Genomic DNA, 5,995 nt, shown 5'->3' on the forward strand with positions numbered 1-5,995 from the left:
GCTTCCCACCGTCCTCATCACCGGCGCCTCCAGCGGCATCGGCACCGTCTACGCCGAACGCTTCGCCCGCCGCGGCCACGACCTGGTGCTGGTCGCGCGCGACACGGCGCGCCTGGAAACCCTGGCCGCCCGCCTGCGCCAGGACACCGGGGTCGCCGTAGACGTCCTGCCGGCCGACCTCACCCAGCGCGCCGATCTGGCCACCGTGGAAACCCGCCTGCGCGACGATGCCCGCATCGGCATCCTGATCAACAATGCGGGCGTGGCCCAGTCTGGCGGCTTCACCGACCAGTCGGCCGACAGCATCGAACACCTGGTCACCCTCAACACCCTCGCCCTGACGCGCCTGGCCGCGGCCATCGCCCCGCGCCTGGCCAACGCCGGCGAAGGCGCAATCGTCAACATCGGCTCGGTGGTCGGCCTGGCGCCCGAGTTCGGCATGTCCGTCTACGGTGCGACCAAGGCGTTCGTCCTGTTCCTGTCGCAGGGGCTCAGCCTGGAGCTGTCGCCCAAGGGCGTCTACGTGCAGGCCGTGCTGCCCGCCGCCACCCGTACCGAGATCTGGGAGCGTGCCGGCATCGACATCAACACCTTGCCGGAAGTGATGGATGTCGGCGAGCTGGTCGATGCCGCGCTGGTCGGCTTCGATCGCCGCGAGACCGTGACCATTCCGCCGTTGCATGTGGCCGCACGCTGGGACACGGTGGAAGCATCGCGCCAGGGCCTGCTCTCGGACATCCGCCAGGCGCAGGCAGCGGAGCGCTATCGCCCATGAAAGCCTTCCTCATCGACCGCTATGGCAAGAAGGAAGCGGGCCACATCGATGATGTGCCAACGCCAGCGCTGCGCGACGGCGATGTGCTCATCCGCGTGCACGCGGCCAGCGTCAACGCGCTGGACCCCAAGATCCGGCGTGGCGAATTCAAGGTGATCCTGCCGTATCGCCTGCCGCTGATTCTGGGCAACGACCTGGCCGGTACGGTGGAGCGCGTGGGCGCCGGCGTTTCCCAGTTCAAACCGGGCGATGAGGTCTATGCACGTCCCGACGATGACCGCATCGGCGCGTTCGCCGAGTTCATCGCCGTCAACGCCGCCTCCGTGGCCCTCAAGCCCGCCAACCTGACCATGGTGGAAGCCGCCTCGCTGCCCTTGGTCGCCCTGACCGCGTGGCAGGCGCTGGTCGAAACCGCCCAGCTCAAGCCCGGGCAGAAGGTCTTCATCCAGGCGGGCTCCGGCGGGGTTGGCACCGTGACGATCCAGCTGGCCAAACACCTTGGCGCGTTCGTTGCCACCACTACCAGCACGCCCAACGTGGCGTGGGTGAAGGCGCTGGGCGCGGATGTGGTCATTGACTACAGGCAGCAGGATTTCGCCACGGCACTGCGCGACTACGACGTGGTGCTCAACAGCCTGGGCAAGGATGAACTGGAGCGCTCGCTGCAGATCCTCAAGCCGGGTGGCCACCTCATCTCCATCTCGGGCCCGCCCACACCCGCCTTCGCCGCCGCGCGCGGGCTGGCCTGGCCGCTGAAGCAGGTCATGCGCCTGCTCAGCCTTGGCATCCGCAGGAAGGCCAAGCAGAAGGGCGTGGCCTATACCTTTGTCTTCATGCGGGCCGATGGGGCGCAACTGAGTGCGATCACCTCGCTTGTTGAGGCTGGTGCAATCGTTCCCGTGATTGACCGGGTGTTTCCGTTCGAGGGCACCGGGGACGCGCTGGCGTATGTGGAGAGCGGGCGGGCGAAAGGGAAAGTGGTGGTGAAGCTGCAATAAGGGTGGGCGCAGACTGCGCCCTATGACCGATACGGCGTCGCGCCAACCTTGGCGCGTCTCGATGCTGCACGTGTGCGCCCAAGGCGCGTCGAGCCTCGCCCTGTGTTCACGGGCACGCGTTGCGGGGGCCCGCGGACACAAAGCGGATGGATGCAGGTGCGCGGGGGCATGCGAACACGCGTGGACCCGCGCTACGCAGAGCGTAAGTCACGCAGGCCATAGCCCCGCTTGACCAACCAGCGGCCTTGCCGTCGCACGCAGGGAACGACCTACTGGCTGCCGCATTCCTCGCCGATCCGATCAACCCCATGGAGATTCATGCGGCGGATCGGATGGCGCTTGTGGCGCCCGACTTTGTTAAATACAATATTTTTGCTATTAAGACGAACTTTTAGCATAAAACGCCAACATATTGCTTGTCATGGGCGATCTTTGGTAGACTGTCAAGCCAGGAGGCCCTCCGTGAAGTTCAGCCTTGCAAGCCCCAAGGAAATTGCGACCGAGCTTGCCGAGCGCATCCGGCTTGCCCGTATCGCGCGCCGCATGACCCAGCCGGAATTGGCCGAGCGCGTCGGCGTGTCCGTGGGCACCATTCGCAATCTGGAGCGAACCGGCGACTGTGCCTTCAGCACCATCATCAAAGTGGCCCAGGCACTGACCCTGGAAGATGGCCTGGAAAACCTCTTCGCGCCTGGCGTGACCTCCATTGATGCCCTGCTCGACATGAACCGCGCAAAGCGCACCGTGCGCAAACGCGCCAGCAGATAAGGCCTGAACCATGCGCCTGTTGGATATCGTCTATGAGGGATGGGGTGAGCAGTGGCGCATCGGTCGGCTGGCCCATGACGGCCAGCACCTGCTGTTTGAATATGGCAAGGACGCGTTTGACCATGGGCTGGCGCTGTCGCCCAACCTGCCGCTGCAGCCAGGCGCCTTTCAGGGCTATGGAGAGCACCAGTTCGGCCTCCCAGGTGCGATTGCCGACGCCCTGCCCGATGGCTGGGGGCTGCTGGTCATGGACCGGTTGTTCCGCAAGTGCGGGAAAGACCCCCGCCGCTTATCGCCTCTCGACCGACTGGCCTTCATTGGCGATCGCGGCATGGGCGCCCTGACCTTTCGCCCCGACGAAGGCATGGCGCTGTCCACCGACGACCTGAGCCTGCTGGAATTGGCCGCTGAGGTTCGCCAGGTGGTGCACGACAAGGACACCGCAGCACTCCCGACGTTGGCCAGGCTGGGCGGCTCGCCGCAGGGTGCGCGCCCCAAGGCGTTGGTGAACTTCAATCCGGAGAGCGGCATGGTCAGCACGCAGGCGCTGCCGGGTGGAGAACCGTGGCTGGTCAAATTCCAGGCCGGGAACGAGCACCCGGAAGTGTGTGCGGTGGAGACGCTGTATGCGAACCTGGCGGAAGCGTGTGGCATCGAGATGCCGCAGACCCGCCTGTTCGAACTGGGTGCAAAGCTGTCGGCCTTCGGCATCAAACGTTTTGACCGGCACGCGGGAATGCGGGTGCCGACGCTTACCGCGGCAGGCGCCATCGACCTCAACTTCCGACTTCCCCAGATGGACTACGCAGACCTGCTCCGGCTTACCCGGGCGTTGACGCGCAGCCAGGCCGAAGTGAACCACGCGTTCCGGCGTGCGGTGTTCAACGTGGTCTTCAACAATCGTGACGACCACAGCAAGAACGTTTCCTATCGACTGGATCGGCAGGGCGCCTGGAAGCTTGCGCCCGGCTACGACCTGACGTTTTCCGATGGTCCGGGCGGCGAGCATCACATGGATGTGTACGGCGAAGCGCGCCACATCGGGCGCGCGCTGTTGCTGCGGTTGGCAGCCGAGCATGACGTCCCGACCCGTCTGGCCACAGGCATCATTGAACAGGCCTGCGACGTAGCGTCGGGGTTTGCTGGTGCGGCAGCGGACTACCCCATTCGAAAGGCCACGCGCCAGGGGATTGCCGGGCGTCTCAAGGAGAACCTGGCGCGCATGGGGTCAGATGGCTGAGGTTGCAGACCGTCAGGCAGATGTACCAAGGATGGCTGCCTCCAGAGCAGTAATCTGAATAGGGTGGCCGTCAACGACTAAAGCTTGTCAGCAGGATGCTGAAATAACTCCGCCGCACAAGCGCCGCGAGGCAGCCAGGATCTTCAGTGATACGAACAAACAGAACCTCATCGATCATGCTCAGCGGCAGAGGACCTGGGTAGCCAGCTTCGACATACGGAACAATATTCTGTGAGAGGTCGCCAGAGATCGACCACTCCGTCCAAGGCAGCAACTCTTGGTAGCTCTCCGGCTTGAGCATGAGAATCGCGATTCCGGCACCACCAGGCCGAGCAGCTTGAAATGGATAGCAGCGTCTGCGGTACTCAGCGATGCCAGCCACCTCATGGTTCCTATAGTCGAACACGCTGACGCAGCCGTTTAGCCTGAAGAATGAGTTAGCGGATGAGCCAAAGGTCGTCTCCAAATGCCCATCAGCGTTCGGCAACAGTGCGCCAGAGCAAATGATTGCCTCCATGTGCTGCCGCTTGGTTACATGGAAGACACGCCCCTCAAGCATCGCCTCAAGATCGCGGAAGGGCTGGGATTCAGCCTGAACAAAATCTCTCTCTCGCATCGTTATTAACCCCACGCTCTTCGGCGAACGATTAGCTTCATTGGTTCGACCATATTGGTCATATACTGCCGATAGCTGAGCTGACAGATACTGCCACACTGACAAGGCAGCCCACTCCAACGCGCCGGGCGCCTTCGATTCCGATGATGCCGATACCACTACTCCCCGGCATCGGCACAGGGCATCGGAAGGCGCCCGCCATCAGGAAAACGCTGCGGAAGTTCCATCGCTGTAGATGACGTTCGAAGCAACGAGCCTGATCTGCATGTCACTGAGATCGGTGCTCAGCATCCATTGGTGCTCCGGCATGAACTGATTGAAGGTGAACCCGATACCCGGATTCGCAAGCGGACGTCCCGGAGAAAGAGGATCGTTCACGGTCAATTGCAGCCGGAACCGCACCTCTCCGAACAAGTCCATGAACTCGATCGCCCCCTTGAGTGCGCGGGTAGGCTTCGAGTGTTGGGAGAGCGTGTAGACACAGTCAAACCAAATGTGGTCTTCGTAGTCGCCGTGGTCATATCGCTTGTTCGATACGGAAACGGAAACCACTTGCTCTTCTGCCGCGCCCCGAGCGGGCACGACGCCCTGTGAAGCTGGCAGGCCCCTGTCTCGAGCCTCGAGCAAGGCAAGTCGCCGCTCAACGTCCGCAAGCCGTTCTTCCATGCTGCTCATGCTGACTCCTATCTGACCCATCCTTCCAAAGCCGAAACCCGGTCTCGGCTTAACCGTTGTTCCGGTGGCCCGCATCCCCGCGACCCAGCCGTTGCAGACCCATGTTAGACACGCCGAGTTCGTCCAGCAAGGCGAAGATAAGGGATTAATCTCTCGACTAGTGCGTTGAGAGGCTCCCCAGTAAATCGGGACGGACTCCGCATTCCATGAAAAGATCTAATGTGTCCCGCCCTGGCAGTGCCGAGCAGCGCCGCTGATTCATCGGCAAAGTGGTCACTCACCGGTAGAAGCAAGCGAAGAACATCTGTGTGCCCCAGCCTTGCTGCCTTCGATAGCGCCAGCGACTCCTCATCCAGTGGGTTACACAGCGGAGTTAGCTTGGCGACCGCATGTGCCACCCCCTACCTGGCGTCGTTGACCAGCGGGCGGGCGCTATTGACGGACACGAGAATTGGCAGAAGCGCATCGAAGATGTCCAATCGCTCCGTGTAGATCGCCTCCCTAAGCGCATCCCATGCTATGCCCGGCCCGTCCATGGACGTTCCGATAAGATCACGTGTGTCCTGCGTATTGCCCAGCTTAACCGTCTCCGCTAGCCACCTGTGCTCTTCCATCAGTACTCCTACCCCGAAAGAAGATGAAGGTAAGGCGGAGGCGCCCCAAGTCAAGCAAAAGAGCACAGCCCTCACCGTTGGAGGTTACGCAAGCGCAGCGGCTGCTGAAGGCCCTTTCTTGCGAGCACCTTCGGTCACCACAGACCGCGCATTCACCTCTTTGATGAAGCTATCAAACGCAAGGACGTCCGCCAGGAGCTCCTCCGGGTCCGGCAGCGCTAGCCCTGCGATTTCCGGGCGGTCATGAGCATAGTTTGAATCGCCCAGGGTTCCGTAGACACCTCGCAGCCATAAACTATGGCTTACGCG

General features: G+C 62.5%; 7 protein-coding genes. 4 read left to right on the top strand and 3 right to left on the bottom strand.

What is annotated here, in order from left to right; genetic code table 11:
* From RSA25_RS11255 to RSA25_RS11270, 4 genes are all read left to right on the top strand, one after another.
* Positions 1-775, top strand: a 775-nt coding sequence (locus RSA25_RS11255) for an SDR family oxidoreductase (RefSeq protein ID WP_332808975.1), incomplete at its 5' end; no start/stop codon positions are given.
* Complete coding sequence (locus RSA25_RS11260) at positions 772-1,773, top strand: NADP-dependent oxidoreductase (RefSeq protein ID WP_332808976.1); 1,002 nt, start codon at positions 772-774, stop codon at positions 1,771-1,773. The genes RSA25_RS11255 and RSA25_RS11260, both read left to right, overlap by 4 nt.
* A gap of 462 nt (positions 1,774-2,235) precedes the next feature.
* Positions 2,236-2,541 carry a helix-turn-helix transcriptional regulator gene (locus RSA25_RS11265; RefSeq protein WP_332808977.1) on the top strand — a complete coding sequence of 102 codons (306 nt, stop codon included), beginning with the start codon at positions 2,236-2,238 and terminating at the stop codon, positions 2,539-2,541.
* A 10-nt stretch (positions 2,542-2,551) separates the two neighbouring features.
* Positions 2,552-3,781 carry a type II toxin-antitoxin system HipA family toxin gene (locus RSA25_RS11270; protein WP_332808978.1) on the top strand — a complete coding sequence of 410 codons (1,230 nt, stop codon included), beginning with the start codon at positions 2,552-2,554 and terminating at the stop codon, positions 3,779-3,781.
* Positions 3,782-3,851: 70 nt separating this feature from the next.
* Here RSA25_RS11270 and RSA25_RS11275 read toward each other — a convergent pair whose 3' ends face one another.
* From RSA25_RS11275 to RSA25_RS11285, 3 genes are all read right to left on the bottom strand, one after another.
* Positions 3,852-4,502, bottom strand: coding sequence for a hypothetical protein (locus RSA25_RS11275; protein WP_332808979.1), 651 nt, complete (start codon positions 4,500-4,502; stop codon positions 3,852-3,854).
* Between the two features lie 96 nt (positions 4,503-4,598).
* Complete coding sequence (locus tag RSA25_RS11280; RefSeq protein WP_332808980.1) at positions 4,599-5,072, bottom strand: hypothetical protein; 474 nt, start codon at positions 5,070-5,072, stop codon at positions 4,599-4,601.
* 698 nt (positions 5,073-5,770) lie between these two features.
* Positions 5,771-5,995: hypothetical protein (locus RSA25_RS11285; protein ID WP_332808981.1), on the bottom strand; the 225-nt coding region annotated here is incomplete at its 5' end.

Source organism: Stenotrophomonas sp. (assembly GCF_036662295.1).
In the GTDB taxonomy this organism is placed as follows: Bacteria; Pseudomonadota; Gammaproteobacteria; order Xanthomonadales; family Xanthomonadaceae; genus Stenotrophomonas.

Excerpts from the sequence above, each read along its gene's own strand:
- RSA25_RS11260 (WP_332808976.1), top strand. The coding sequence starts at position 772 with ATGAAAGCCTTCCTCATCGACCGCTATGGCAAGAAGGAAGCGGGCCAC.
- RSA25_RS11270 (WP_332808978.1), top strand. The coding sequence starts at position 2,552 with ATGCGCCTGTTGGATATCGTCTATGAGGGATGGGGTGAGCAGTGGCGC.
- RSA25_RS11280 (WP_332808980.1), bottom strand. The coding sequence starts at position 5,072 with ATGAGCAGCATGGAAGAACGGCTTGCGGACGTTGAGCGGCGACTTGCC.